We start from the raw sequence: 24198 nt of genomic DNA, 5'->3' as shown, positions 1-24198 counted from the left end.
GTCGGTTCCGGAGGTGACCCGGCCCGACTGCGGCGCAGGATCGAGTCATGACCGAGGACCCCGCCCTGCCGCCGTACCCTCCGGTGGCCACACCGGGTGGTACGCCGCCGCCCGGTCCCGCCGCCGGGCCGGACCCCACGGCGCCCGCGTCGCCCACGGGGGGCGACGACGCGCCACCACCGCCCGGTGGCTATCCCCCGCCGTCCGGCGGGGCCAGCTTCACCTCCCGGTACGGCCTGGTCCGGCCCCGCGACGGCCGCTACCTCGCCGGCGTCTGCGCGGCGATCGGCCGGGCCACCAACACCGACCCGGTGCTGTGGCGGGTGCTGCTCGCCGTGCTCGGGTTCTTCGGCGGGGTCGGCATCCTGGTCTACGTGGCCGCCTGGTTGATCATCCCGGGCGAGGGCGACAGCGCCTCCCCGCTGGAGTCGATGCTCGGGCGGGGCCGGTCGAGCATGTCCCCGATCACCGTGATCGTGCTGACCATCCTGGTCGCGGTCAGCTTCGGCTACATCGTCACCGACGCGTTCCGGGCGGTGCTGCTGGGCGCGGCGATCCTGATCGGCGGCGCGCTGCTGCTCAACCGGGACGGCCGGTCCGGCTTCGCCACCGCCGGTCCGGCACCCGCGCCGGCCGGACCGCCCGGACCGGTGCCCCCGGTCGGTTACCCGGCACCCACGCCGTTCACCCCGCCCGCACCCGCCGTGCCGTTCCCGGCCGGTGCCCCGACGGCCGCCCGGGCGGGCGGCGCGGTGGGCTGGCCGGCGCAGGGCCCCACCGCTGCGCTGCCGCCCTGGCCACCCGCCCGGCCGATGGAGGTCACCGCGACCCGGGCGGAAGCGCCGGGCTGGCCGCCGCGCCCACCGGTGCCCGGCCGATCGGCCGGCACACCGGTGGCCGTCCCGCCACCACCCGGTACGGGCTACCGGCCGCCGTTCGCCCCGCACGGCCCGTACGCCGGGTCGGGCCCGCCGCCGCCGCCCGCACCCCGGGTCAAGCCGCCGAAGAAGCCGAAGGAACGCTCGGCCCTGGGTGCCGCCACCTTCTCGCTGATCTTCCTGGTCCTCGGCGTGGTGGCCATCCTGGACCTGCTGGACGTCTTTCCGATCGGCGCGGCCGGCTACTTCGCGGCGGTGCTCGCCACGATCGGGCTCGGCCTGCTGGTGGGCACCTGGTTCGGCCGGGCCCGCTGGCTGATCGCCCTCGGTCTGGTCGCCGCCGCCGCTCTCGCCGTCGCCACCGTCGCCGAGTCCTACGACCGGGTCAGGGGCGTCGACGGGGCGGTCACCTGGGCACCGGCCAGTTACCGGGAACTGGCCGACCGCTACGAGAACAGCTTCGGCGACACCACCCTGGACCTGCGCGCGGTGGACTTCGACAAGCAGGACACCGACCTCACCGTGGTGGTCAACTTCGGGGAGGCCACCATCGTGGTCCCGCCGAACGTGGACGTCACCGTGGTGACCAACGTCAAGGCCGGGGAGGCGACCGTGTTCGGGCGACGTAGCGCCGGATTCGAGGGACAGGCACGGCAGGTCACCGACCTGGGTCCGGACGGGACCGGCGGTGGCACGCTACGGCTCACCGTCCAGGTCAACGCCGGCAACCTGGAGGTGACCCGGTGAAGGCCCACCGCACCGACCTGGTGTCGTTCGTCTTCGGGCTGCTCTTCGTCGGCCTTGCCCTGTGGTGGCTGCTGGCCCAGATCCTCGGGTTGGCCCTGCCGGCCGTGGGCTGGTTCCTGGCCGGCGCGCTGGTGCTGATCGGGCTGCTCGGCCTGGTCGGCGCGGTGCGGTCGGCGCGGACCGTCGACGCCGGGTCCCCGGCCGCCGACAGCGCCGCGACCCCCACGCCGGCCCCGGTCGACCCGGTGGGCGGGCAGGTCGGCGACCCGGCGGACGAGCCGGGGCGGCCGGACACGGTGGAGCGTCGACCGGACGAGCCGGCCCGGATCGGCGACGGGGGCACCCGGCGGTGGCCGGCCGACGACCCGGTCACCGGGCCACCCGGCACCCCACCACCGCCGCCGAGCTGACCGCGCCGGTGCGGACGGCCGCCGCCGGCTCGTATGCTGGCCGGGGAGATCCCGCCTCCGTCGGCCGAGCCCCGCCGGTGGCCGCGCGCGAGAGGCGGCCCGGCACCGGCCCGGGTGCGCCTCGTCGGGCACCCGAGGCGGTCCCGCCGCGACGTCCGCCTACCCCGTCAGGAGCCCGCCCGACATGACCCAGTCCCCCGCCGTGCGCCCCTCCGGTCCGTCCGGTCCGGTCCGCATCGGCGAGCGTGCCGCCCGTACCCTCGTCGCCGAACTCGCCCGCCGCAACGACCCGAAGGCCGCCCTGCTGGTGGGCGCGGCCCCCGGGGCCACGGTCCTCGCCGCGGCGATCGACGCGCTGCTGCCGGGCGACACGCTGACCGTCGTGCCGGCCGCGACGACCGACGCCGCCACGCTGCGCGACCACGTGACGGCCCAGGGCCGCTGGGTCGCCGACCGGGTACGGGTGGTCGACTCGCTGGCCGAGGCGGACGCCGCCGAGCTGGTCATCGCCGCCGAGCCGTTCACCGGTACCGGTGAGCAGACCCGCGACGCCGTCGACGGCCTCACCAAGTACCTGACCGACGGCGCGGTGCTCAGCGTCGCCGCGCCGGTGTTCCGTACCGGGGGGGCCGCCGCCGAGCTGGACCGGTACGGCGTGCTGCACGGCGTCCGGACCGACCTGGTGGTGCGCAACTCCCCGCCGGTACGGGTGCACCACCTGCGGTTCACCCCGGCCGGTGCCGCGTCGGCCGCCCGGCTCGCCCCGGCGTACCGGCCGTCGAGCGTGCCGCTGACCCGAAGCATGCACATCGACTCGAACGGGGTCGCCGCGGCAGGTATCGCGCTCGGCCTGGCTGCCGTCGCCCGGGTCGCCCGGCCGAAGTCGAAGCTGTGGCTGGTGCCGGCGCTGGCCGCCGCCCCGGTGGCCGCGTTCTTCAGGGACCCGCAGCGGGACGTGCCGGAGGACCCGTCCGCGGTGGTCGCCGCCGCCGACGGTCAGGTGCTGTCGGTGCAACGGCTGCACGACGAGCGGTTCGGCGACGGCGAGTGGCTGCGGATCGCGGTCTTCCTGTCGGTGCTCGACGTGCACGTCAACCGTTCGCCGGTGGCCGGCAAGGTGGTCGACTACTTCGTCGCCGACGGCGGCTTCGTCAACGCGATGAAGCCGGACGCGGAGCACAACGTCGCGGCGTACACGGTGCTGGACACCGAACACGGCACGGTGGTGGTGGCGCAGCGGACCGGGTTGATCGCCCGTCGGATCGTGCAGCGGGCGCCGGTGGGGGCGCTGCTGGCCCGGGGGGAGCGGTTCGGGCTGATCCGTTTCGGTTCCCGTACCGACGTCTACCTGCCGGCCGACGCCGCCACGCCGCTGGTCGGCCCCGGCGACAAGGTGGTCGGCGGTTCCTCGGTCATCGCCCGCTGGAGCTGAGCCGGCACCGGTACGAAACAGGGGCGCCGCGGTCGCGGCGCCCCTGTCGTGTGACTGCGGACGGGTCAGGCGGTGCGGCGCTGGTGCAGCCAGAGCAGCGGCCCGCTGACCAGGTAGCCCACCACCACGAGGGCGAAGGTGAGCCGGATGTCGACCAGTGCGCCGACGGCCGGGGCCAGCCAGAGCCACGGCGGCAGCTTGACCAGCCGGGCCAGCTTGGCGTACGGGAAGCTGGAGACCATCGCGAAGGCGAGCAGCGCCACCCCGCCGATCTGCACGATCGCCGGCAGCGGCAGCCCGATGGCCACACCGAGCGCGAGCACCGCCGCCGCCATCGTGGTGGGCACACCGCAGAAGAACCGGCCGTCCTTGGGCGAGACGTTGAACCGGGCGAGCCGGATCGCGGCGCAGGACGCCACGAGCGCTGCCGCGACCGCCGCCGCAGGTGCGGGGGCCGATCCGGCCAGCGAGGCGTAGACCACCACCGGGGCGGCCAGGCCGAAGGAGCACATGTCGGCGAGCGAGTCCATCTGCGCGCCGAACGGGCTGGCCACGCCGAACTTGCGGGCGAGCGCGCCGTCGAGGCCGTCGAAGACGACACAGGCGATCAGCAGCAGGGCCGCGAGCCGGGGCTGGCCGTTCATGGCGACGAAGATGGCGTTGATGCCGAGCACCAGGCTGGCCAGGGTGCAGGCGTTGACCAGCGCGAACTTCATCCGCCGGGCGGGGGTACGCGCGCCGGGAAGCAGCGGGATCGCCATCGCCGGCGAGTCGTCGACCGATGTGGTGGGGCCCAGGGCCGGGCTGACCGGGGCGACCGCCTCGATCTCGGCGCGGTCGAGGGTGATGCCGCGACGGTCGAAGCCGTACCGGCGACGCTGGCGGTCGACGCGGTGCTCGGGAAGAACCAGGTCGGTGCCGTTGAGCTGGTCACCGTCCCGGCGACCCACCCGAACCAGCAGTACCTGGCGGGCGAATGTGCTGCTGCGGCGCAACCGGCCCGCCCAGCGACGCCCTGCGGGGCGCGGACTGTCAGTCGTACGACGCCGGCGCCATGGGGCTCTCGGCACGTTTCCTCCATCACCGGATCGGCTGGCCGCCCGTGCGGGCGGGTGTCCGGCTGTCTCGTGCCGGACCGCTTCTGGCCCGGCAGCCGTTCAAGCGGAGTACACCATTGCACAGCGGCGTGGTGGTTGGCGATAGCTGCCGGCGGTACTTATAACCTCGTTAACCGCGCAAACCGCTGCCTTGTTCCCATCTCGGACTTTCGGGTCCGTTTTTCGGGCTTCATCGCCCATTTTCTTCGCCAACCGCAGGGCCGACTTTACCGGAGCACCACCCGGTCGGCTCGTCGAGCGTCCGCCAGCCGACCGGCCACCTGGTGGCCAACATCGCGACGTCGGTCATCTTCAGGCCGCTGAGCTGGGCATACGTGAACCAGGCAGCGTCGGCTGTCGATCCTCCGGCCTGTTCGGTCACCACCGGCCCGGTCGGCTCGTCGACCAGCACCCGGTAGATCACCCGCACGCCGTGCCAGTCCAACGGCCGACCCTCAGGGCCCACCGCACCCGGATTGTGTAGATTGTCGGCCAGGATCAGCCTGTCGACCCGGCCCCGCTGACCCGATTCCTCCACCAGTTCCCGTAACAGACCGTCGACCGGTTGCTCACCGTGATCGGTCCCGCCGCCCGGCAGATGCCAGAGTCCGGCACCCGGATAGCCGGGCGCGATCAGCGTGAGCAGCACCCGCCCGTCAGGATCGTTGACCAGCCCGTACGCGGCGAACCGCTGCCGCCGGTCAGTCGACTCCACCACCGCCGGCGCGACCGGCGCACCGGGTTCCGGGCCGACCGGAGGCTGCGGGCCGGGCAGGCCGAGCAGATCGGCGGTGAACGACGCCAGCGGCAGCGTCGCCGCCTCCTGCGGGGTGCACCAGACCAGCTCACCAGGGCCGTCGCCCCCGCCGACCCCCGGCGGTGGCGTCGCCCCGGCCACCGGCAGGTCACCCGGGATCGTGACGTCGAACACCAACCGGTCGGTGTGCACCGGCCCTGCGGCGTCCGCCGGGTCCGCAGCGGTCAGGTCGGCGACGGCGGCACGTATCCCGGCCACCACCACGATCAACCCGACCTGCCCGGCGTACGCGCGGACCACGGTGTCGGCCGGATGCTCCGCGTGCCGCACGGCACCCCCGGGCAGCCGCCAGAGCACCGCCGCCGGATCGGACGCCGCCGCACCGCTGCCGTCGCCGGCACCGCGTACCAGCAGCACCCGGCCGGATTCGTCCGCACACCAGCCGTACGCCGCGATCCGTCGTCGCCCCTGCACGTCACCCTCCCCCGCCCGCGCTCCGCCGTCGATCATGAGGCTAGCGGTAGTCCGGGCGGGGCGGGCGCCGTCGTGCCGGGCCGACGCCGCCGGCGGGCGGGGCAGGTCAGGCGGTGAGCCGGGCGGCCTGGACGGCCTCGGCGGTGACCTCGGTGAGCCGGTCGGTGGGCAGGGCACCCAACTCGTCCCGGGCGAACCAGCGGGCCTCGCAGGTGGAGCCGCCCACGTCGGTGACGGTCGGCGGGGCGGGCTGGTCGACCATCACCCGGTAGAAGGCCCGCACGCCGTGCCAGTCGATCGGATAGCCCTCCGGGCCGAGCGAGGCGGCGTCGCGGTGGCTGGCCACCCCGAGCAGCTCGACCAGCCGGCCGGTCTGCCCGGTCTCCTCGACCAGTTCCCGGATCAGCGCCGCGCCCGGCTGCTCGCCGTAGTCGGTGCCCCCGCCGGGCAGGTGCCAGCAGCCCGCGCCCGGGTAGCCGTCGGAGACCCGGGTCAGCAGCACCCGGCCCTCCGGGTCGGTGGCCACCGCGTACGCGGCGAAACGCTGTGCCCGGTGCAGCCCGTCCGGGCCGGGCACGGCGTAGAAGGAGGGGAACTCGGGGGCCTCGTCGGGAACCACGTCGGCCGAGGACGCCGGCAGCCCCAGCGCGCGGGCGGTGAAGGCCCGTAGCGGCAGCTCCCGCGCCTCGTCGAGGGTGTACCAACGGGCCAGGTCGGTGGAGCGGTCCACCCGGTCGGTGAGGGTGCCGCCGCGTACCGACACCTGGTAGATCAGGCGGTCGGTGTGGATGGTGATGCCCCGCTCGGGCAGGGCGCGCATGTCGGCCAGGACGTCGGCCAGGCCGGCGACGGCGACGGAGAGGCCCGTCTCGGCGGCGGTCTCCCGGACGACCGTGTGGTTCGGGTCCTCGCCGTGGTCGACCGCCCCACCGGGCAGGGACCATACGCCGGGGGTGCCGGAGCGCTCCGATGCGCGGACCAGCAACACTCGGCCGACTGAATCAGCACAGACTGCATATGCCGCGATCCTGCGGAGCGGCTCCAGCAAGGTGGTCACGGGGCCAAATTCTCCCCGGGTAGCGTTACCGACGCGGAAAAGAGTCGGATTCCTGACTCAGGGCTGGCTACTCAGGGATCGATCAGGGTATGCCTCCGGGCGGTCACCGAGGTCGACGGGGCGTCCGGCGCGGACCGTGGAGACATGACCTCGACGAGCACCCCCCACGCCCCGTACAAGCAACTCCGCAGGCCGACCACCGACCGGATGGTGGCCGGCGTTGCCAGCGGCCTCGGTCGCTACTTCGCCGTCGACCCCACCCTGGTCCGGGTGCTGTTCGCGGTGGCGACCCTGGTCACCGGCGGTCTCGCCGCGCTGGCGTACCCGATCATGTGGTTCCTGATGCCCGAAGAGCCGGCCGGCGCGCCGGCCTGGCCGCACCCGACGGACCCGGCGGCGACCGCTCCCACCACCTGGCCGCAGCCGCAGCCGCCGACGACCCCGCCGACGGCCGGCTGAGCCCGGCTCACTCCCACTCGATGGTGCCCGGCGGCTTGCTGGTCACGTCCAGGACCACCCGGTTGACCTCGGCGACCTCGTTGGTGATCCGGGTGGAGATCCGGGCCACCACCTCGTAGGGCAGCCGGGACCAGTCGGCGGTCATCGCGTCCTCGCTGGAGACCGGGCGCAGCACCACGGGATGCCCGTAGCTGCGCCCGTCACCCTGCACCCCGACGCTGCGCACGTCGGCCAGGAGCACCACCGGGAACTGCCAGACGCCCCGGTCCAGGCCGGCGGCCGTCAGCTCCTCCCGGGCGATCAGGTCGGCCTGGCGCAGCAGCGCCAGCCGCTCCCGGTCGACCGCGCCGATGATCCGGATGGCCAGCCCCGGCCCGGGGAACGGGTGCCGCCAGACCATCGCCTCGGGCAGGCCCAGCTGGAGCCCGAGCGCGCGGACCTCGTCCTTGAACAGCGTGCGCAGCGGCTCGACCAGGGCGAACTTCAGGTCGTCCGGGAGGCCGCCGACGTTGTGGTGGCTCTTGATGTTGGCGGTGCCGGTGCCGCCGCCGGACTCGACCACGTCCGGGTAGAGGGTGCCCTGCACCAGGAACTCGACGTCACCGTGCGCGGCGACCTCGCGGGCGGCGGCCTCGAAGACCCGGATGAACTCCCGACCGATGATCTTGCGCTTCTGCTCGGGGTCGGTCACCCCGGCCAGCGCGCCGAGGAACCGGTCGGCCGCGTCGACCACCTTCAGCTTGATGCCGGTGGCCGCGACGTAGTCCTTCTCCACCTGCTCGGCCTCGCCGGCGCGCAGCAGGCCGTGGTCGACGAAGACGCAGGTGAGCTGGTCACCGACCGCCTCGTGAACCAGCGCGGCGGCGACCGCCGAGTCGACCCCGCCGGACAGGCCGCAGATGACCTCCTTGTCGCCGACCTGGGCCCGGATCCGGGCCACCTGCTCGTCGATGATGTTCTGCGGCGTCCAGGTGGGCTCGATGCCGGCGATGTCGTAGAGGAAGCGGCGGAGCATCTCCTGCCCCTGCGCGGTGTGCCCCACCTCGGGGTGGAACTGCACACCGGCCCGGCGGCCGGCCAGGTCCTCGAAGGCGGCGACCGGGGCACCCGCCGACTCGGCGGTCACCGTGAACCCGGCGGGGGCCTCGGTCACCGCGTCGCCGTGACTCATCCAGACCGGCAGGTCCGCCGGCAGATCCCGCAGCAGCACCCCCGGGTCGAGCAGCCGGGGACGCAGCGGGGTGCCGCCGTACTCCCGGTTGCCGGTCCGGGCGACCGTGCCGCCGAGCGCCTGGGCCATCGCCTGGAAGCCGTAGCAGATGCCGAAGACCGGCACGCCCGCGTCGAACAGGCCGGCGTCGATCTGTGGGGCGTCCGGGGCGTAGACGCTGGACGGGCCGCCGGACAGGATGATCGCGGCCGGGTCCTTCGCCAGCATCTCGGCGACCGGCATGGAGTGCGGGACGATCTCCGAATAGACCTTCGCCTCGCGCACTCGGCGCGCGATGAGCTGGGCGTACTGGGCTCCGAAGTCCACCACGAGGACGGGGCGAGGCGTGCTCATGTGGGCAAAGCCTACCGACAGTCACACCCGCCCCGGGCACGGGCCGCCCCCGGGCGCGCCGGGCCCGGTCAGCACCGGTCGGTGCGCAGCGCGCCGGGGGCGTCCGCCGGGACCGCCGGGTGCCGGGGCACCACCGCCGCCACCCGGGTGTACGCCGACCCGAGCGGCGGCCGGGGGTCCGCTTCGCCCTTGTTCGGCCAGTACGACATCGCCCGCTCCGCCTGCGCGGTGATCGTCAGCGACGGGTTCACCCCGAGGTTGGCCGAGACCGCCGCCCCGTCGACCACGTGCAGCCCCGGATGGCCGTACACCCGGTGCCAGGGGTCGATCACCCCGTCGGCCGGGGTCCCGCCGATCACCGCCCCGCCGAGCAGGTGCGCGGTCAGCGGGATGTCGAACGGTTCGGTCAACGCCCCGCCCGGGGTGCCGCCGACCTCCTCGGCGAGCAGTCGGGCGGCCCGGTTGCCGGCCGGAATCCAGGTCGGGTTCGGTGTGCCGTGCCCCGGCCCGGAGACCAGCCGCCGCCGGCCCAGCCACCCCCGCCGCCACCGGGTGGTCAGCGAGTTGTCGACCGACTGCATCACCAACGCGATGACCGTCCGCTCGGACCAGTGCCGCACCGACAGCATCCGGGCGGCCTGCCCCGGGTGCCGGGCCAGGCCGGCCAGCCAGCGCCGGACCCGGTGCGGGCCGCCGTCGACCAGCAGCGACTGGAGCAGCCCCATCGCGTTCGCGCCCCGGCCGTAGCGGACCGGCTCGACGTGGGTCTGCGGGTCGGGATGGAACGAGCTGGTGATCGCCACCCCGTCGGTGAAGTCCAGCCCCCGCCGCCGGGCCTGCCGCCGGTCGACCGACGCGCCGAGGATCGCCTCCGAGTTGGTGCGGGTCAGCGCGCCGAGGCGGTCCGACAGGTGGGGCAGCGCGCCGGTCTGCTTCATCGCGTGCAGCAGCCGCTGGGTGCCGAGCGCCCCGGCCGCGAAAACCACCTGGTCGGCGTGGAACACCTGGCGTCGCCGCCGCAGCCAGGCCCCGGTCCGTACGGTGTGCACCAGGTAGCCGCCGCCGTCGGCCGGCCGCACGGCGGTGACCGTGGTCAGCGGGTGGACCCGCACGCCGAGCCGTTCGGCCAGCCACAGGTAGTTCTTGACCAGGGTGTTCTTGGCACCGTGCCGGCAGCCGGTCAGGCACGACCCGCAGTGCGTGCAGCCGGTGCGCTCCGGGCCGGCCCCGCCGAAGTACGGGTCCGCCACCCGCTGCCCGGGCCGGCCGAGGTGCACCCCCACCGGGGTCGGCACGAAGGTGTGCCCGACCCCCATCCGCTCGGCCACCGCCCGCATCGCCCGGTCCGCGCCGGTGTGCCGGGGGTACGTGGTGACCCCGAGCATCCGGCCGGCCTGGTCGTAGTGGCTGGCGAGTTCGGCCCGCCAGTCGGTGACGTCGCGCCACTGCGGATCGGTGTAGAAGGCGTCCGGTGGCCGGTAGAGGGTGTTCGCGTAGACCAGGGAGCCGCCGCCGACGCCGGCGCCGGAGAGCACCAGCACCCCGCCGCCGGTCCTCCGGTCGGCCGGGCGGAGCAGGGTGATCCGTTGCAGCCCGTAACAGCCCAGCCGGGGGGCCCAGAGGAACCGGCGCAGCCGCCAGGAGGTCTGCGGGAACTCGTCGTCGGCGAACCGCCGGCCCGCCTCCAGCACCCCGACGGTGTAGCCCTTCTCGGCCAGCCGCAGCGCGCTGACGCTACCGCCGAAGCCGGAGCCGATGACGAGCACGTCGTACCGCATCAACGCATCATTACCCGCGGGTAGCCATCGCGCCAGTACGGGATTTCGCGCGATCATGCTCACCGTCGCCGATCGACGCCCGCAACCCGGAGGCCCGGTCGAAGCGTTGTGCAGACGGGGGTGGCGAGCGATGACTCAGGAAACCGGAACGGGACGACCACGCTGGGTGTGGGGGCTGGCCGCCCTGGCCGTGGTCGTCCTGGTGGGGGTGGCCGCCCTGGTGGTGACCCGGGTGGTCCGCGACGACGGGCCACGGCGTACGGCCGGGCCGGCCGCCACGACCGCCGGCCCGACGCCGACGCCGAGCCCCACCCCCAGCCCGACCCCGCCCCCCGGGGCCTCGATCACCGGCCCGCTCAACCTGCTCCTGGTCGGGGTGGACACCCGGGTCAGCGTGCCCGGCTGGGAACCGCACGGCGACGCGGTGCTGATCCTGCACGTGCCGGCCGGACTGGACCGGGCATATCTCTTCTCGCTCCCCCGCGACCTGGTGGTCGACATCCCGGCGTTCCCGAAGTCGGGTTACCGGGGCGGCCGGACGAAGCTCACCCACGCGATGAGCTACGGCAGCCGGGTGCCGGGCAAACCCAAGAACCCCAGCGCCGCCCAGGGGTACGAGCTGCTGCGCAGCACGGTCAGCGGGTACACCGGGCTGCGCTTCGACGCCGGCGCGGTGGTCACCTTCAACGGCTTCGACCGGCTGGTCGACAGCCTCGGCGGGGTCGACCTCTACGTCGACCAGCGGGTTCCCTCGCTGCACCGCCGGCCGGACGGCAGATACCGCGAACCGGCCCCGGGCGGCGGCGGGTACACCGGCCCGCAGATGGTCTACGAAAAGGGCGAGCGGCACCTCAACGGCTGGCAGGCGCTGGACTACGCCAGGCAGCGCTACATCACCGGCGGCGACTACGCCCGGCAGCGCCACCAGCAGCAGCTCCTCCGGGCGTTGGCCGCCAAGATCCTCAACGAGAACCTGGCCCGCCAGCCCGACCGGGTGGAGCAGGTGGTGTCGGCGCTCGGCGACACCCTGGTCTACGCCGGCGGCCCCCGCATCGTCGACCTGGCGTACGCCCTGGGTGGGCTGAGCGCCGACCGGATCACCCTGGTCGGGCTGCCCGGCGACGGGGTGGGCAAGGGCAGCAGCTACCGCGGCGAGCAGCTGACCGGCGTCGGCAAGGGCTTCCTGCCCGCGCTCAAGGCCGGCGACGCCGAGAAGTACCTCGACGCCCACCCCGAGCTGCGGGTGAAGAACTGACCGCAGGCGTCGGCGGTCAGCGGCGGGTGGGCGGGGCGGGCCGCTCGGTGCCGTACAACCAGGCGGCGAAGAGGCCGTCGAGCTGCTGCCCGCAGACCCGCTCGGCGGTAGCCACGAACTCGGCGGTGGTGGCGTTGCCGTTGCGCTTCTCCGCCGCCCACGTCTTCAGCAGGCGGAAGAACGCGTCGTCGCCGACCGTCACCCGCAGCGCGTGCACCGCCATCGCGCCCCGCTGGTAGACCGACTCGCTGAACAGGTTGGCCGCCCCGGGCGCGGCCGGCGGCACCCGCCACACCGCGTCGTCGGCGGTGGTGTACTCCTGGTCGAAGGTGGCCTGCGCGGTGTCCCGGCCCTCGTGCTCGGCCCACAGCCACTCGGCGTACGTGGCCAGCCCCTCGTTGAGCCAGATGTCCGCCCAGCGGGCCACCGACACGCTGTCGCCGAACCACTGGTGGGCCAGCTCGTGCGCGACCACCCCGGTGTTCTCACCGCCCCGGAAGAAGTTGGCCGAGTAGACCGGCCGGCTCTGCGTCTCCAACGCGTACCTGATCCGGGGCTCGTCGACCACCACCCCGCCGTACGCCGCGAACGGGTACGGCCCGAAGACGCTCTCCAGGTAGTCGGCGACCGCCACGGTGCGGGCGATCGAGTCGTCGGCGGCCCCCCGGGGCAGGCTGCTGGCGACCGCGCTGAACACCGGCCGGCCCTGGTGCTCGCCGGTGCTGGTGCGGTATTTCCCGATCACCACCGTACTCAGGTAGCTGGCCATCGGGGCGGCCTCCGACCAGCGCCACGTGGTGAAACCACCGGCCGCCGGACGTTGCCCCCCGGGCACCCCGTTGGCGACCGCGACCAGCCCCTTGGGCACGGTGATCTCGAAGTCGTAGGCGGCCTTGTCCGAGGGGTGGTCGTTGACCGGGAACCAGGTGCTCGCCGACTCGGGTTGGCCGAGCGCGACCGCGCCGTCGGCGGTGTGCAGCCAGCCGCCCTCGCCGATCGTCTCGTTGCGCAGCGGCTCCGGCCGGCCGTCGTACCCGACCTGGACGGTGAAGGCCGCCCCGGCGCGGACCGGCGCGGCCGGGGTGACCACCAGCTCGGTCCCCTCGCGGGTGTGCCGGGCCGGGACGCCGTCCACGGTCACCCGACGCACCGTCAGCCCGGCCAGGTCGAGGTGGAACAGCGGCAGGTCGGCCCCCGCGGTGGCCCGGACGGTGGCGTCGCCGCGCAACTCGTCGCTGGCCGGGTCGTAGCGGACCTTGAGGGTGTACCGCTCGACGTCGTACCCGCTGTTGCCGGCGGTCGGGAAGTACGGGTCGCCCACGCCCGCCGGGCCGGGGGTCACGCTCGGGGTCGCCCCGGGCGTCGGGGTCGACCGGGATTCCCGCCGGGGTGCCGGGTCGGCGGTGCAGCCGGCCAGGGCGAGCGCCCCGGTGACGAGCAGCGCGAGCCCGCGCCGGTTCCGGCTGATGGCCACCTTCGTCCCCCGTTCACCGCCGCCGTCCGCGCAGCCTACCGAGCCGGCCGACCCCGCGTGGCCGCAACGCCTGACGACGGTACGGCCGGCCGGCCCACCACGGGACCGGCCGGCCGGGACGGACCCGGGTCAGCGGTCGAGGACCAGCCCGACCCGCTGGAACTCCTTGAGGTCGCGGTAGCCGCACTTGGCCATCGCGCGACGCAGCCCACCGAACAGGTTGAGCTGGCCGTCCGGCTCGTCGGCCGGGCCGAACAGCAGCCGTTCCATCGAACCGAGCGGCTCGCCGGCCACCTCGAACGCGCCGCGCGGCAGCGACGGGTGGCTGGCCGCCGAGTGCCACCAGGCACCGCCGGCCGGGGCCTCCTCGCACAGCGACAGCGGCTCGCCGAGCATCACCGCGTCCGCGCCGCAGCCGAGCGCCTTGGCGATGTCGCCCGAGGTCTGGATGTCGCCGTCGGCGATGAGGTGCACGTAGCGTCCACCGGTCTCGTCGAGGTAGTCACGGCGGGCCGCGGCGGCGTCCGCGATCGCGGTGGCCATCGGCACCCGGATACCGAGCACCGACTCGCTCGTCGACCAGTCGTCACCGCCGATGCCGACGATCACCCCGGCGGCGCCGGTACGCATCAGGTGCAGCGCCGTCTTGTAGTCGGTGCAGCCGCCGACGACCACCGGTAGGTCGAGGTCGGCGATGAACTCCTTGAGGTTCAACGGCTCATCGGTGGTCGAGACGTGCTCGGCCGAGACGATGGTGCCCTGGATGACCAGGATGTCGACGCCCGCGTCCAGGATCACCGGGGCCAGCGCGAGGGTGTGCTGCGGGGACACCCGCACCGCCACCGTGCTGCCGCCGGCCCGCAGCTCGCGGACCCGCTCGGCGATCAGGTCGGGGCGGATCGGCTCGGCGTAGACCTCCTGGAGCCGCTTGGTCGCGCGGGCGTCCTCGCCCAGCCCGGCCAGCTCCTCCAGCACCTTGGTCGGGTTCTCGTAGCGGGTCCACAGGCCCTCGACGTTGAGCACGCCCAGGCCGCCGAGCTGCCCGAGCCGGACCGCCGAGGCGGGGCTCATGGTGGCGTCCGACGGATGGCCGACGCAGGGGATGTCGAACTGGTAGGCGTCGAGCTGCCAGCCGGTGGAGACGTCGTCGACGTCCCTGGTCCGCCGGCTGGGCACGATGGCGATGTCGTCCAGGTGGTAGCCGCGCTGCGCGGTCTTGCCCAGCCCGATCTCGACCACGTCACGCATGAGGGACTCCAGGTGGTTTGGGGTGGTGGGTCAGCGGGTGTGGTAGTTGGGGGCCTCGACGGTCATCTGGATGTCGTGCGGGTGGCTCTCCTTGAGCCCGGCCGCGGTGATCCGGATGAGCTGGCCCCGGTGGTGCAGGTCGGTGATGTTCTCCGCCCCGGCGTACCCCATCGCCAGCCGCAGCCCGCCGACGAGCTGGTGGGCCACCCGGGACAGCGGCCCCCGGTAGGGCACCTGGCCCTCCACGCCCTCCGGCACCAGCTTGTCGTCGCTGAGCACGTCCTGCTGGAAGTAGCGGTCCTTGCTGTACGACTTGGCCTGCCCCCGGGACTGCATCGCGCCCAGCGACCCCATCCCCCGGTACGCCTTGAACTGCTTGCCGTTGACGAAGATCAGCTCACCGGGGCTCTCCTCGCAGCCGGCCAGCAGGCTGCCGAGCATCACCGTGTCGGCGCCGGCCACCAGGGCCTTGGCGATGTCGCCGGAGTACTGGATGCCGCCGTCGCCGATCACCGGGACGCCGGCCGGACGGGCCGCGCGGGCCGCCTCCATGATCGCGGTCACCTGCGGCACCCCGACCCCGGCGACGATCCGGGTGGTGCAGATCGCACCCGGGCCGACGCCCACCTTGACACCGTCGGCGCCGGCGTCGACCAGGGCCTTCGCCCCGGCGTAGGTGGCCACGTTGCCGCCCACGATGTCGATCGCGACGTCGGCCTTGAGCCGGCGGACCATGTCCAGCACGGCCCGCTGGTGGCCGTGCGCGGTGTCCACGATCAGCACGTCGACACCGGCGTCGACCAGGGTGCGGGCCCGCTTGTAGGCGTCCTCGCCGACCCCGATGGCGGCGGCGACCCGCAGCCGGCCGGCGTCGTCCTTGGTGGCGTCCGGGTACTGCTCGCTCTTGGTGAAGTCCTTGACGGTGATCAGCCCGCGCAGCCGCCCGGAGTCGTCCACGATCGGCAGCTTCTCGACCTTGTGCTGACGCAGCAGGGAGAGCGCGTCGTCCTTGCTCACCCCCACCGGGGCGGTGACCAGCGGCGTCCGGGTCATGATCGCGTGGACCGGGGTGGCCGGGTCGGAGACGAACCGCATGTCCCGGTTGGTGACGATGCCTACCAGCTGGCCCTCGCCGTCGACCACCGGGACGCCGGAGATGCGGTAACGGCCGCACAGCTCGTCGACCTCACGCAGGGTGTCCTCGGGGCTGGCCGTCACCGGATTGGTGATCATGCCGGACTCGGAGCGCTTGACCAGGTCGACCTGGAGCGCCTGGTCCTCCAGCGACAGGTTGCGGTGCAGCACGCCGATGCCGCCCTGGCGGGCCATCGCGATCGCCATCCGGGCCTCGGTGACGGTGTCCATCGCGCTGGACAGCAGCGGAATGGACAGCTCCACGTTGCGGGTGAGCCGGGTACGGGTGTTCACCCGGCTGGGCACCACGTCCGACTCGCCGGGCTGGAGCAGCACGTCGTCGAAGGTCAGACCGAGCGGCACCACCCGCGCCGACCCGGCCGGCAACTCCGGCAGATGGCCGCCCCACTCGCCGCTGTCGACACCGGCCGGAAGATCGGTGCCGGCCGGAAGATCGGTGCTGGGCGAATTCTCCACGATTGCTCCCCTGAGCTGCTCGAACGGGATTCAGCGAGGCGGCGCGCACGGCAACCGGCGCACGCCGGGGTGACGGCGAGTCGTCTCATCGTACCCACTGAGCAGGGCGGCCCTCGCCGGTGACCGGCCGAGGTCGGCGATGCCACAGCGACCGCCGGGGGGCGCGTGCGGCGAGGGTTGGGTCTACGGTGAGGGGGTGCACGACGAGCCCATCGACCCGTTCAACGGCGACCCGGCCGATCCGGCTGCGGGGCTGGACGATCCGGGCGACGACGCCCCGCTCGACCCGCTGACCGAGGTCGAGCGGCAGGACGTGCTGGAAGACCTCGCCGACCTGGAGATCTACCAGGCCCTGCTGTCCCCGATCGGGGTGCGCGGGCTGGTCATCGAGTGCGAGGACTGCCGCGAGCCGCACTACTTCGACTGGGACCTGCTCCGGGGCAACCTGCGGCACCTGCTCAGCTCGGGCCGGCCCCGGGTGCACGAGCCGGCCTACGATCCCGACCCGGACCACTACGTCACCTGGGACTACGCCCGGGGCTACGCCGACGGGGTGCACGACACGCTCACCGAGTCCGCGGACGACGACACCGACCCGGACGACTGACGCCCGGCACGACCCGGCTCGCCGCCGTCTGACCGACCGGGTCCGGGACGGGAGCGGTCAGGCGACCAGGCCGGCGCGGAAGCCGGCGGCCACCGCGTGCGCCCGGTCCCGCGCGCCGAGTTTGCGGAACAGCCGCCGGGCGTGCGTCTTGACGGTGTCCTCCGAGACGAACAACTCCCGGCCGATCTCCGCGTTGCTCTTGCCCTCGGCCATCCCGAGCAGCACCTGGAGTTCACGCTCGGTCAGCCCGACCGAGGTCCGGCCGGCACGCGTGCCGGGGGTCGGGCGGGGCAACCCGGCGGCCGGGGCCGGCTCGGCCGGGGTGCCCTCCGGGTCCTCGACCTCGTCGTCGCCGCGCTGCACGGGCACCACCGACGGCGCTCCGGGCGTACCGTCGGCCGGCGTCGGCGACCAGCCCGGGGCGGGCGGGCGACCGGGGCGCGGGGGCGCGCCGACCGCGGCGGTGTCCCGGGCGGGGTCGGCGACCCGGTGCCGGGCGGGCCGGCCGGGCGCGGCGAGCAGCAGCAGCGCCTTCGCCACCGCGCTGGTCAGGTCGTGGTCGGCGCCCTGGATCAGGCCCCGCGCACCGGCGTTGATGGTGGCCGCCGCCGCCTCCGACTCCTCGGTGCCGAGCAGCAGCACCGCGGCCTGCGGGGCGCGGGCGAGCACCCGGCGGACGAAGCCGGCGCTGTCCGGGCGGGTGAGCGCCGTGTCGGCGAGCACCACGTCGACCGGGCGCTCGGCGAGCCGCAGCATCGCCTCGGGATCGGAGACGGCTGTCCGGACGACCGAGGCCAGGCCAAGTCGCGCCGCCGCGTTGGTCAACTGCTGCGCGGCGATCGGTGTCCGAACGCATACGAGAACGGTACGCACGGTGGTCTCCTCTCCGGACATGAGCAGACCATGACGGGGTCCACCGGGGAGGAGGTTCCGGGCAATCCTCTGAACTTTTCCGACATTTAGGTCATATGACACAGAAGGCTTCGGGTTTTCGATCTCAACACGTGTGAGTCGGCGAGGGTTCGGGTACCGAGGCTCCACGCCGGAAACGGGGTACGCCAGCGCGGACCACAGCCCGGACGCCGGTTCAACGAGGATCTCCGCGGTGCCGCGCGGGAGGAGGGGTGCTGATGTCGAACGTACGTAGACTGCCCGGACCCATCGTCGACCTGTGGGACTGGCAGCGTCTCGGCGCCTGTCGGGGCCGGGACAGCGCGCAGTTCTTCCACCCGGACGGCGAGCGCGGTTCGTCCCGGCTACGCCGGGAGTCCGGTGCCAAGTCCGTCTGCCAGGCCTGCCCCGTGCGGGCCGAGTGCGCGGCGCACGCCCTGTCCGTGCGGGAACCGTACGGCGTCTGGGGTGGCCTCAGCGAGTCCGAGCGGCTGCGGCTGCTCGCCCTCGGCTGGGAGGACCTGGCCGACCGCCGGCAGACCCGGGTGGACATCGCCCGCATGGAGGCCCGGCTCGGCGCTTCGCACAAGACCGCCGTACCGGCCCAGCGCAAGATCGCCTGACCGACCCGGCACACCTCGACGAGGCCGCACTCCGATCTCCGGAGCGCGGCCTCGTCGTGTCCCGGCCCATGGTCCGACGCCGGGCCGACAGGTACGACAAGCGGGGCGGGCCCGGCACAGCCGGACCCGCCCCTTCATTGCACCCGATCCTGCTCCGAGCCGTCGTGCGGCTCACCCGGTGCGGCGTTCGCCGCCGGTCGCGGGAGTCAGGAACAGCGGGGCCGCACCTGCGTCACGCCGTCAGCGCTGCAGGGTCAGCAGACCCGGCCGGTACGGCAGGAGGCCGTAGTCACCGCCCGAGTTCGTGGCGCGGCCCTGGTACAGCAGCTGCAGGTTGCACGGGTCGATCGTGTTCGTCTGGTCCGCGCTGGTGCGCAGCAGCTCGCCGTGGCTGATGTCGTTGGTCCAGGTGGCACCGCTGTTGGCCTTGCCCGCGAACGGGTTGTTGTAGGTCGTCGCGTTCGGCGTCCAGGTGCCGCCCAGGCTGGTCGCCGTGAACGAGCGGAAGTAGCGCTCCCAGCCGCTGGTCCGGGCCTCGATGATCATCAGGTACTGGTTGCGGCCCGCGACCTTGTAGACCTGCGGCGCCTCGAAGATGTTCTCCGAGGTGTCGCTCATGATGGTGGTGTAGTTGGAGCCGAAGCTGCCCGGGAAGTTCCCGATCGGCATGATCTGGCGGTAGATCTTGCCGTTGTCGCCGGCGAAGAACAGGTACATGTTCTGGTCGTCGCCGATGATCGTCTGGTCGATCACGCCGGTGCCGGAGTCAGTGATCTTCGCGGTCGACAGGGTCTGCGCGGCCGACCAGCCATTGGCGTTGGCCGGGTTGGTCGACGTGCGGTACGAGAACGACGTCGGACCCCACTGGTGGGCGAGGATCCAGATGTTCTTCGGCGCGAAGTAGAACAGCGACGGCGCGACGGTGCTCTGGCTCATGGTGTTCTGGGGGGCCGTGCTGAGCTGGTTGAGGTTGTCGACCAGGCCGAAGTTCATCGAACCCCAACCACCGGTGGCGCTGCTGCTGTGGGTGGTGGCGTACACCAACTGCTTGCCCTGGTAGGGGGCGATGGTGAAGTCCTTGAGTGACGCCCAGCCGGCCTTCGGCTGCGCCAGCGGGCCGGTCGACGACCAGCGGTAGGACGTCGGCAGGGCGCAGTTGCCCGTCGGCGGCGGGGTGGTCGGCGGGGGCGTGGTCGGCGGCGGGGTGGTGGGGGGCGGGGTGGTCGGCGGCGCGGTCGTCGGCGGCGTGGTGGGCGGGTTGGTCGGCGTCGTGCCGCCGTTGCAGGCCACCCCGTTGAGCGCGAAGCTCGTCGGGACCGGGTTGCTCGACGTCCACGCGCCGTTGAAACCGAACGACACCGAGCCGTTGGTGGGGATCGCGCCGTTGTAACTCACGTTCTTGGCGGTCACCGCCGAGCCGCTCTGCGTCACTGTCGCGTTCCACGCCTGGGTCACCGACTGCCCGGAGGCAAAGGACCAGGTAAGCGTCCAACTGCTCAGCGCGTCGCCCAGGTTGGTGATGGCGACGTTGGCCCCGAAGCCACCGCCCCACTCCGAGGAGACGGTGTAGTTCACCGAGCATCCCGCCGCCGCCGCGCCTGCGGGCAGCGCGGTGACTACCGTGGCCGACGCCAGCAACGCGACACCGGCCGAGACCAGGCCGACATTGGCCGATCTGGATCTGGACATAAAACACCCTCCTGACGGGATGGCGACCTGCACATTGGTGGTGGCCGTTGTTAGGTTAACGTTAACAGTCGCGTCAGGTATGTTACGGGAGCGCTCCCATAGCCTCAACCCTCGACATCACCGAGGAATTTTTGGCTATCCGTACATTGATCACTCTTGATGACTTAACGCTGATGGGGAATCAGCGCACGGTGACTGTGACGCTGTGCCAGCCGGTCGCTCCGTCCGGGGCGACCGGCGCGGTCAACGGGGTCTGCGTCTCGCCGTCCCGGTCGGTCGCCCGCACCTGGAGGGTGTGCTCACCCGGGGTCGCCGGCCACCGCCACGACCACTGCACCCAGGTGTCCACCGACACCGTCGGGGCGAGGGTCGCCTCCTGCCACGCGCCGCCGTCGACGCGTACCTCGACCCGGCTGATCCCCCGGTGCTGCGCCCAGGCCACCCCGGCCACCGTCACCTCGCCCGCGGTGAGCCGGTTACGCGCGCGCGGGGTGTCGATCCGCGACTGCGTCTTCACCGGCCCCTGCGCCGACCAGCCACGCGGCACCCAGTACGCGTCGAAGTCGGCGAAGCTGGTCAACTCCAGCTCGGTCACCCACTTGCAGGCCGACACGTACCCGTAGAGGCCCGGCACCACCATTCGCACCGGGAACCCGTGCTCGACGGGCAGCGGCTCACCGTTCATCCCCACCGCCAGCAGGGCGTCCCGCCCGTCGCGCAGCGCCGCCGTCGGGGTGCCGCAGGTCCAGCCGTCGACCGACCGGCCGACCACCTGGTCGGCCCCCTCCTCCGGCTCCGCCTCGTCGAGCAGCTCCTTGATCGGTACGCCCAGCCACCGGGCGTTGCCGATCAGGTCCCCACCCACCTCGTTGGAGACGCAGGCCAGGGTCACGTACCGCTCCACCATCGGCCGGGCGAGCAGCTCGGCGAAGGTCAGCTCGATCGGGTTGCGCACCCGACCGTGGATGCGCAACCGCCAGGTCTCCGGGTCGACCTGCGGCACCACCAGCGCCGTGTCGATCCGGTAGAAGCCGCCGTTCGGCGTGGTGTAGGGGGCGAGCTGGGCCAGGGACAGGTCCGCACCGGCCGGCACCGTCGGCGCCACCGCCGACGGGGTGGGCAACGCGACCGCCTCCCGGGCCGCCGAGACCCCCCGCCGCCCGGCGAGCCAGTGCCCGCCCAGCCCCACCACGGTCGCCGCGCCCGCGAGCAGGCCCGCACCACGCAGGAACCGCCGCCGGGACTCCGGGTCGGTCGACTCCAACGGCTCCCACCCGGACGGCGGACCGCTGCCCGGACCGGTGGGGGTCGGCCCCGGAGAGGCCGGCGGGGTGGCGGACAGCGGGGTGGGCGGCTGCCAGGGCCACGGGTCGAGCTGCCAGGGGCCGGCCACGAACGCCCAGAGCACCAGTCCGCCCAACCCCCCGCCGACCAGTGCGGGGAGCGCGTCGGCGGCATCCGCGCCGGCCCGGGTGAGCGCGGCGGCGACACCGAGGCCGGTGAACGCCGCGATGCCCACCAGCCCCACCGCCAGCCGGCGCGCGGCCAGCACCCCGATCCCGGCGGCGAACGCCGCCAGCAGCACCGCCGTACCGACCAGCAGGGCGATCTTGTCGTACCTGCCGAAGACGTCGATGGCGAACTGCTTGAGCGGCTCGGGGACCGTGTCGACGACCACCCCGCCGACCGCGATCAGCGGGGCGGAGCGGGGACCGGTGAGGACGGCGACCGGCTCGGCGACACCGATGGCCACCACGGCGGCGGTGACCCCGGCCAGCGCGGCGAAGCCACGGGGGGTGGTGCTCATCGGGCCAGTGTCGTCGATCGACCGGGCCGGCCGCCAACCACGTCACCGTTCCGTAAGCAGCCGTCACCGTACGCGTCAGGGCGCACCGCCGAGATCGACGGTGCGCCCTGAGCTGGCGTGCTACCGGGTCAGAAACCCGGGCCGTGCTGGTGGCCGTGACCGTGGCCGTGGCCGTGCCCACCGGCGGCGGCCGGCTCCGGCTGCTCCGGCTTCTCGACCACCAGGCTCTCGGTGGTCAGCAGGAGACCGGCGATCGACGCGGCGTTGGTGACCGCGTTACGGGTCACCTTCACCGGGTCGATGATGCCGGACTTCACCAGGTCGACCCACTCGCCCTGGGCGGCGTCGAGGCCCTGGCCCCAGTCCTGCCCGGCGACCTTCTCCACCACCACGTAGCCGTCGTGGCCGGCGTTCTGGGCGATCCAGCGCAGCGGCTCGACCAGCGCCTTGCGCACGATCGAGACACCGACCTTCTCGTCACCGGTCAGGCCGAGGTCGTCGTCGAGCACCGAGCGGATCTGGGCCAGCGCGGCACCGCCGCCGGGAACCGTCCCCTCCTCGACCGCGGCCTTGGTGGCGGCGATCGCGTCCTCGATGCGGTGCTTGCGCTCCTTCATCTCGACCTCGGTCGCCGCGCCCGCCTTGATGACCGCGATGCCACCGGAAAGCTTCGCCAGCCGCTCGGCCAGCTTCTCCCGGTCCCAGTCGGAGTCGGACGCCTCGATCTCCTTGCGGATCTGGGCGACCCGGTCGGCGACCTCGGCGGACCTGCCGCCGCCGTCGACGACGGTGGTGTTCTCCTTGTCGACCACGACGCGCCGGGCGGTGCCGAGCGCCTCCAGGCCGACCTGGTCGAGCCGGTAGCCCAGCTCCGGGGCGACCAGCTCGGCGCCGGTCAGGATCGCCATGTCCTGGAGCATCGCCTTGCGGCGGTCACCGAAGCCGGGGGCCTTGACCGCGCAGACCTTGATGGTCTTGCGGATCGCGTTGACCACCAGGGTGGACAGCGCCTGACCCTCGACGTCCTCGGCGACGATCAGCAGCGGCTTGCTGTTCTGGAGGACCTTCTCCAGCAGCGGCAGCAGCTCCTCGATCGCCGAGATCTTCTGGGTGGTGATGAGGATGTACGGGTCCTCCAGCACCGACTCCTGCGACTCCGAGTCGGTGACGAAGTTCGGCGAGATGAAGCCCTTGTCGAACTGGAGACCCTCGGTCACCTCCAGCTCGGTGGTCAGGGTGGAGCCCTCCTCGACGGTGATGACACCGTCGCGGCCGACCCGCTCCATCGCCTCGGCGATCAGCTCACCGATGGTGGCGTCCTGCGCCGAGATCGTCGCGACGTGCGCGATCGACTTCTTGTCGGCCACCTCGACGGCCCGGCCGAGCAGCGCCTCGGAGACCTTGGTGGCCGCCGCGTCGACGCCCCGCTTGAGGCCGGTCGGGTTGGCCCCGGCGGCCACGTTGCGCAGGCCCTCGCGGACCATCGCCTGGGCCAGCACGGTCGCGGTGGTGGTCCCGTCGCCGGCGACGTCGTTGGTCTTCGTCGCCACCTCCTTGACCAGCTGCGCGCCGAGGTTCTCGTACGGGTTGGTGAGCTCGATCTCCTTGGCGATGGTCACACCATCGTTGGTGATCGTCGGCGCACCGAATTTCTTGTCCAGGACGACGTTGCGCCCGCGCGGGCCGAGGGTGACCTTGACCGCGTCCGCGAGGGCGTTGACACCGTGCTCCAGCAGGTGCCGGGCGTCGTCCGAGAAGCTCAGGATCTTCGCCATGAATGTCCCTTCGAAGCGTCGTCGCCCCGGCCCGGCGAGCCGGACCGGGGCGACGACACGGGAATCGGTTGGTTACTTCTCGATGACCGCGAGAACGTCGCGGGCGGAGAGCACCAGGTACTCCTCGCCGGCGTACTTGATCTCGGTGCCGCCGTACTTCGAGTAGAGGACGGTGTCGCCGACCTTGACGTCGAGCGGCACGCGGTTGCCCTTGTCGTCGATCCGGCCGGGGCCGACGGCGAGGACGGTGCCCTCCTGCGGCTTCTCCTTGGCGGTGTCGGGGATCACGATGCCCGACGCCGTGGTGGTCTCAGCCTCGTTCGCCTGGACCACGATCCGGTCCTCGAGCGGCTTGATCGCAACCTTGGTCGCGGTAGTCACGGGCATACCCTCCTGGGGTACTTGGTTTCGTTGCCGGCCGAGAGTCCGACCAGCGTCAATCTGCCACATGCCACCGGGCGGGGCCGTCGTCGCGGGTGCCGGTCCGCCTGGCGTTCAGCACCCGGACCGGATGGCCCGGACGCTGGCACCCTCGGGGTGAGAGTGCTAATCGCAGGTTATTCCT

The 24198-nt window shown here is 73.2% G+C and carries 19 protein-coding genes and 1 pseudogene; 7 read left to right on the top strand and 13 right to left on the bottom strand.

The window, feature by feature from the left end; genetic code table 11:
- Positions 1 to 47: 47 nt before the first annotated feature.
- The 3 genes and pseudogenes from ACN267_RS29150 (at position 48) to ACN267_RS29140 (ending at position 3467) form a co-directional block, all read left to right on the top strand.
- The gene (locus ACN267_RS29150) at positions 48 to 1625 is read left to right on the top strand and encodes a PspC domain-containing protein (RefSeq protein WP_421490083.1); all 1578 of its coding nucleotides are present in this window, start codon (positions 48 to 50) and stop codon (positions 1623 to 1625) included.
- Positions 1622 to 1808 (top strand): annotated as a pseudogene (locus ACN267_RS29145) (hypothetical protein); the annotation flags it as partial. The gene ACN267_RS29150 and the pseudogene ACN267_RS29145, both read left to right, overlap by 4 nt.
- A 411-nt stretch (positions 1809 to 2219) precedes the next feature.
- Positions 2220 to 3467 (top strand): phosphatidylserine decarboxylase, encoded by a 1248-nt coding sequence (locus tag ACN267_RS29140; RefSeq protein ID WP_281902853.1) that lies wholly within the window; start codon positions 2220 to 2222, stop codon positions 3465 to 3467.
- A gap of 65 nt (positions 3468 to 3532) precedes the next feature.
- Here the strand turns inward: ACN267_RS29140 and ACN267_RS29135 are convergent, their stop codons facing one another.
- From ACN267_RS29135 to ACN267_RS29125, 3 genes are all read right to left on the bottom strand, one after another.
- Positions 3533 to 4462 carry a CDP-alcohol phosphatidyltransferase family protein gene (locus tag ACN267_RS29135; RefSeq protein WP_281902851.1) on the bottom strand — a complete coding sequence of 310 codons (930 nt, stop codon included), beginning with the start codon at positions 4460 to 4462 and terminating at the stop codon, positions 3533 to 3535.
- 292 nt (positions 4463 to 4754) lie between these two features.
- On the bottom strand, positions 4755 to 5831 hold the full coding sequence (locus ACN267_RS29130; protein WP_421490082.1) for an NUDIX domain-containing protein: 1077 nt from the start codon (positions 5829 to 5831) through the stop codon (positions 4755 to 4757).
- Positions 5832 to 5901: 70 nt separating this feature from the next.
- On the bottom strand, positions 5902 to 6852 hold the full coding sequence (locus ACN267_RS29125) for an NUDIX hydrolase (RefSeq protein ID WP_088645791.1): 951 nt from the start codon (positions 6850 to 6852) through the stop codon (positions 5902 to 5904).
- Positions 6853 to 6996: 144 nt separating this feature from the next.
- On the opposite strand from ACN267_RS29125, the gene ACN267_RS29120 reads away from it, so the two are divergent.
- Positions 6997 to 7311, top strand: coding sequence for a PspC domain-containing protein (locus tag ACN267_RS29120; protein WP_281902850.1), 315 nt, complete (start codon positions 6997 to 6999; stop codon positions 7309 to 7311).
- A 7-nt stretch (positions 7312 to 7318) separates the two neighbouring features.
- Here the strand turns inward: ACN267_RS29120 and guaA are convergent, their stop codons facing one another.
- Positions 7319 to 8875, bottom strand: a complete 1557-nt coding sequence (gene guaA, locus ACN267_RS29115) for a glutamine-hydrolyzing GMP synthase (RefSeq protein WP_204957762.1) — start codon at positions 8873 to 8875, stop codon at positions 7319 to 7321.
- Between the two features lie 68 nt (positions 8876 to 8943).
- Entirely contained in the window at positions 8944 to 10653 is a 1710-nt protein-coding gene (locus tag ACN267_RS29110) for an FAD-dependent oxidoreductase (protein ID WP_421490081.1), read from the bottom strand.
- A gap of 130 nt (positions 10654 to 10783) precedes the next feature.
- On the opposite strand from ACN267_RS29110, the gene ACN267_RS29105 reads away from it, so the two are divergent.
- Complete coding sequence (locus tag ACN267_RS29105; RefSeq protein WP_204957760.1) at positions 10784 to 11908, top strand: LCP family protein; 1125 nt, start codon at positions 10784 to 10786, stop codon at positions 11906 to 11908.
- A gap of 16 nt (positions 11909 to 11924) precedes the next feature.
- On the opposite strand, the gene ACN267_RS29100 is transcribed toward ACN267_RS29105, so the two are convergent.
- From ACN267_RS29100 to guaB, 3 genes are all read right to left on the bottom strand, one after another.
- The gene (locus ACN267_RS29100; protein ID WP_421490519.1) at positions 11925 to 13376 is read right to left on the bottom strand and encodes a M1 family metallopeptidase; all 1452 of its coding nucleotides are present in this window, start codon (positions 13374 to 13376) and stop codon (positions 11925 to 11927) included.
- Positions 13377 to 13511: 135 nt separating this feature from the next.
- Positions 13512 to 14630, bottom strand: coding sequence for a GuaB3 family IMP dehydrogenase-related protein (locus ACN267_RS29095; RefSeq protein ID WP_088645785.1), 1119 nt, complete (start codon positions 14628 to 14630; stop codon positions 13512 to 13514).
- 30 nt (positions 14631 to 14660) lie between these two features.
- On the bottom strand, positions 14661 to 16241 hold the full coding sequence (guaB, locus tag ACN267_RS29090) for an IMP dehydrogenase (protein ID WP_204957759.1): 1581 nt from the start codon (positions 16239 to 16241) through the stop codon (positions 14661 to 14663).
- 196 nt (positions 16242 to 16437) lie between these two features.
- On the opposite strand from guaB, the gene ACN267_RS29085 reads away from it, so the two are divergent.
- Positions 16438 to 16848: a DUF5319 domain-containing protein gene (locus ACN267_RS29085; protein WP_204957758.1), complete on the top strand. Its 411-nt coding sequence runs from the start codon at positions 16438 to 16440 to the stop codon at positions 16846 to 16848.
- Between the two features lie 57 nt (positions 16849 to 16905).
- On the opposite strand, the gene ACN267_RS29080 is transcribed toward ACN267_RS29085, so the two are convergent.
- The gene (locus ACN267_RS29080; protein WP_204957757.1) at positions 16906 to 17721 is read right to left on the bottom strand and encodes a helix-turn-helix domain-containing protein; all 816 of its coding nucleotides are present in this window, start codon (positions 17719 to 17721) and stop codon (positions 16906 to 16908) included.
- 257 nt (positions 17722 to 17978) lie between these two features.
- Here ACN267_RS29080 and ACN267_RS29075 point away from each other — a divergent pair, with 257 nt between their 5' ends.
- Positions 17979 to 18362 carry a WhiB family transcriptional regulator gene (locus tag ACN267_RS29075; protein WP_088645816.1) on the top strand — a complete coding sequence of 128 codons (384 nt, stop codon included), beginning with the start codon at positions 17979 to 17981 and terminating at the stop codon, positions 18360 to 18362.
- Between the two features lie 240 nt (positions 18363 to 18602).
- Here ACN267_RS29075 and ACN267_RS29070 read toward each other — a convergent pair whose 3' ends face one another.
- From ACN267_RS29070 to groES, 4 genes are all read right to left on the bottom strand, one after another.
- Positions 18603 to 20051, bottom strand: a complete 1449-nt coding sequence (locus tag ACN267_RS29070) for a non-reducing end alpha-L-arabinofuranosidase family hydrolase (RefSeq protein ID WP_204957756.1) — start codon at positions 20049 to 20051, stop codon at positions 18603 to 18605.
- A 181-nt stretch (positions 20052 to 20232) separates the two neighbouring features.
- The gene (locus tag ACN267_RS29065; protein WP_421490080.1) at positions 20233 to 21858 is read right to left on the bottom strand and encodes a molybdopterin-dependent oxidoreductase; all 1626 of its coding nucleotides are present in this window, start codon (positions 21856 to 21858) and stop codon (positions 20233 to 20235) included.
- 128 nt (positions 21859 to 21986) lie between these two features.
- Positions 21987 to 23633, bottom strand: a complete 1647-nt coding sequence (groL, locus tag ACN267_RS29060) for a chaperonin GroEL (protein WP_421490079.1) — start codon at positions 23631 to 23633, stop codon at positions 21987 to 21989.
- Positions 23634 to 23705: 72 nt separating this feature from the next.
- Positions 23706 to 24020 (bottom strand): co-chaperone GroES, encoded by a 315-nt coding sequence (gene groES, locus ACN267_RS29055; RefSeq protein ID WP_084261531.1) that lies wholly within the window; start codon positions 24018 to 24020, stop codon positions 23706 to 23708.
- Between the last annotated feature and the right edge of the window lie 178 nt (positions 24021 to 24198).

This window comes from Micromonospora sp. WMMD734 (genome assembly GCF_049178975.1).
In the GTDB taxonomy this organism is placed as follows: domain Bacteria; phylum Actinomycetota; class Actinomycetes; order Mycobacteriales; family Micromonosporaceae; genus Micromonospora; species Micromonospora wenchangensis.
The sequence above is the reverse complement of the archived record's forward strand: the minus strand, read 5'-3'. Positions and strand labels throughout refer to the sequence as shown.

What these genes read in the sequence shown, in the direction of transcription:
- guaA (WP_204957762.1), bottom strand. Translation starts at nt 8,875, where the DNA reads ATGAGCACGCCTCGCCCCGTCCTCGTGGTGGACTTCGGAGCCCAGTAC.
- ACN267_RS29070 (WP_204957756.1), bottom strand. Translation starts at nt 20,051, where the DNA reads ATGTCCAGATCCAGATCGGCCAATGTCGGCCTGGTCTCGGCCGGTGTC.
- ACN267_RS29130 (WP_421490082.1), bottom strand. Translation starts at nt 5,831, where the DNA reads ATGATCGACGGCGGAGCGCGGGCGGGGGAGGGTGACGTGCAGGGGCGA.
- groES (WP_084261531.1), bottom strand. Translation starts at nt 24,020, where the DNA reads ATGCCCGTGACTACCGCGACCAAGGTTGCGATCAAGCCGCTCGAGGAC.
- ACN267_RS29095 (WP_088645785.1), bottom strand. Translation starts at nt 14,630, where the DNA reads ATGCGTGACGTGGTCGAGATCGGGCTGGGCAAGACCGCGCAGCGCGGC.
- groL (WP_421490079.1), bottom strand. Translation starts at nt 23,633, where the DNA reads ATGGCGAAGATCCTGAGCTTCTCGGACGACGCCCGGCACCTGCTGGAG.
- ACN267_RS29150 (WP_421490083.1), top strand. Translation starts at nt 48, where the DNA reads ATGACCGAGGACCCCGCCCTGCCGCCGTACCCTCCGGTGGCCACACCG.
- ACN267_RS29120 (WP_281902850.1), top strand. Translation starts at nt 6,997, where the DNA reads ATGACCTCGACGAGCACCCCCCACGCCCCGTACAAGCAACTCCGCAGG.
- ACN267_RS29105 (WP_204957760.1), top strand. Translation starts at nt 10,784, where the DNA reads ATGACTCAGGAAACCGGAACGGGACGACCACGCTGGGTGTGGGGGCTG.
- ACN267_RS29075 (WP_088645816.1), top strand. Translation starts at nt 17,979, where the DNA reads ATGTCGAACGTACGTAGACTGCCCGGACCCATCGTCGACCTGTGGGAC.
- ACN267_RS29065 (WP_421490080.1), bottom strand. Translation starts at nt 21,858, where the DNA reads ATGAGCACCACCCCCCGTGGCTTCGCCGCGCTGGCCGGGGTCACCGCC.
- ACN267_RS29140 (WP_281902853.1), top strand. Translation starts at nt 2,220, where the DNA reads ATGACCCAGTCCCCCGCCGTGCGCCCCTCCGGTCCGTCCGGTCCGGTC.
- ACN267_RS29110 (WP_421490081.1), bottom strand. Translation starts at nt 10,653, where the DNA reads ATGCGGTACGACGTGCTCGTCATCGGCTCCGGCTTCGGCGGTAGCGTC.